Genomic DNA, 2,140 nt, shown 5'->3' on the forward strand with positions numbered 1-2,140 from the left:
AAGGACAGGCCGGGCCGCTTCGTTGTCGGTGGAAGCGGCCCGGCCTGTCCTTGTACGGTCACCGTCGCGGGGGCAGCCGGTGGAGTTCCACCTCCTCGAGCCGCCCTTCGGTGATCGTGGCGGTCAGGTAGGTGCAGTGCGGCTGCCGGCGGCGGTCCGTCGGCGAGCCGGGGTTGAGCAGACGAAGTCCCGTGGCGGCCGTGGTGTCCCACGGGATGTGGCTGTGCCCGAACACCAGCACGTCCAGCTCGGGGAACCGTGCGGCGCACCGGGCCTCCCGTCCCCGGGCCGGTCCCGTCTCGTGGACCACGCCGAAGCGCAGCCCGTCGAGTTCGGCGTACGCCACCTCCGGCAACCGGGCGCGCAGCTCCGGCCCGTCGTTGTTGCCGTACACGCCGACGAGACGCCGGCTGCGGCTCTCCAGCAGGTCGAGGGTGGCCGTGTCGACCCAGTCCCCGGCGTGGAACACGACGTCCGCACGCGGGAGTTCGTCGAGCAGTGGCGCGGGCAGTCGCTTGGCACGCCTGGGCAGGTGGGTGTCGGACATCAGAAGCAGTCGCACGGGCGGCAGCCTAGGCCGTGCCGGCTCCCCCGTCTTTCGCCACGCCCCAAGTGACCGCTCGTACAAGCCGACCGGGCGGACCGGGCCACGGCGACCGCGGCACGGTCCCGGCGTGGCCGAAGGGTGGGGCCGCGGTGGCCGTGGGGATACGATCGGGCAATGCACACCAAGCCGGCACGTTCGGCGGCAAACGACCCGAAGGGCCATGAAATCCCGATGCCGGTCAAGGTCAGTGTCATCGTTCCCGTCTACAACCCGGGCCCTCACATCGAGGACTGCATCTCCTCGCTGCAGCGGCAGTCGCTGCCCCCCGACGAGTACGAGGTGGTCTTCGTCGACGACGGCTCGACCGACGGGACACCGGCCCGGCTCGACCGGCTCGCCGCCGAGGACCCCCGGATGCGGGTGATCCACCAGGAGAACTCCGGCTGGCCCGGCAAGCCCCGCAACGTCGGGATCGACGCCGCCCGGGGCGAGTTCGTGATGTTCGTCGACAACGACGACCACCTGGGCGACGAGGCCCTGGAGCGGATGTACGCGTACGGCGTGGCCCACGGCGCGGACGTGGTCGTGGGCAAGATGGCCGGCAGGAACCGCGGTGTGCCGGTGGAGTTGTTCCGCCGCAACCACCCGCGGGCCACGGTCGAGAACGCCCCGCTGATCGACAGTCTCACCCCGCACAAGATGGTCCGCCGGGAGTTCCTCGACCGCATCGGGCTGCGCTTCCCGGAGGGACGGCGGCGGTTGGAGGACCACGTCTTCGTCGTCGAGGCCTATCTGCGCGCGGACAACGTCTCCGTGCTCAGCGACTACGTCTGCTACTACCACGTCGGACGCGACGACGCCTCGAACGCCGGCTTCCGGCGCTTCGACCCGGCCGGGTACTTCGGGAACCTGCGGGAGGCGCTCGACGTGGTCGAGCGGTACACCGAGCCGGGTCCGGTGCGCGACCGGCTGTTCCGCCGCTGGCTGCGGGTGGAGATGGTGGAGCGGCTGCGCGCCCGGCGGCTGCTCGGGCTGCCGGACGACTACCGCCGGGAGTTGTTCGCCCGCATCCACGAGGTCGTCGTCGAGCGGTTCGGTCCGGGGGTCGCGGCGGGGCTGCAGCCGACGCAGCAGGTCGTCGCCGCGCTGGCCGCCGCCGGCCGGTACGACGACGTGGTGGCCTTCGCCGAGTGGGAGGCCTCGGTCGCGCCGACGGCCGTTCCGACGGACGTCGAGTGGCAGGACGGCTCGTTGCGCGTCGGTTTCACCGCCGAGTACGCCTCCGCCCGTGAGCCGATGACCTTCCCCGCCGACGCCGGCCGTACCCCGCTCGCCGAACCGCCGAAGGACGTGGCGGCGGCGGTGGCGTGGGTCGGCGCGGAGACCACGGCCCTTTTCGGCCGGGCCACCGCGGATCTGCTGCTGCGCGAACGGGCGGGCGGCGCCCAGTACTTCCAGCCCGTGGAGCTGGTCCGGGAGACGGTTCCCGTCGGGGACGGCGGACGGGTGCGGCTGGTGCTGCGGGCGACCGCGACCGTCGATCCCGCCGCCCTGCCGGGCGACGGCGTCTGGGACGCCGTCGCCCGACAAGGC

The 2,140-nt window shown here is 72.6% G+C and carries 2 protein-coding genes; one reads left to right on the forward strand and one right to left on the reverse strand.

The window, feature by feature from the left end:
- Nucleotides 1–58 precede the first annotated feature (58 nt).
- Nucleotides 59–562, reverse strand: coding sequence for a metallophosphoesterase family protein (locus B7L92_RS04770; RefSeq protein WP_081236226.1), 504 nt, complete (start codon nucleotides 560–562; stop codon nucleotides 59–61).
- A 216-nt stretch (nucleotides 563–778) separates the two neighbouring features.
- Between B7L92_RS04770 and B7L92_RS04775 the strand changes: the two genes are divergently transcribed.
- Nucleotides 779–2,140, forward strand: a 1,362-nt coding sequence (locus B7L92_RS04775; RefSeq protein WP_081236227.1) for a glycosyltransferase family 2 protein, incomplete at its 3' end; no start/stop codon positions are given.

Source organism: Streptomyces viridosporus, assembly GCF_002078235.1.
Lineage (GTDB): Bacteria > Actinomycetota > Actinomycetes > Streptomycetales > Streptomycetaceae > Streptomyces > Streptomyces viridosporus.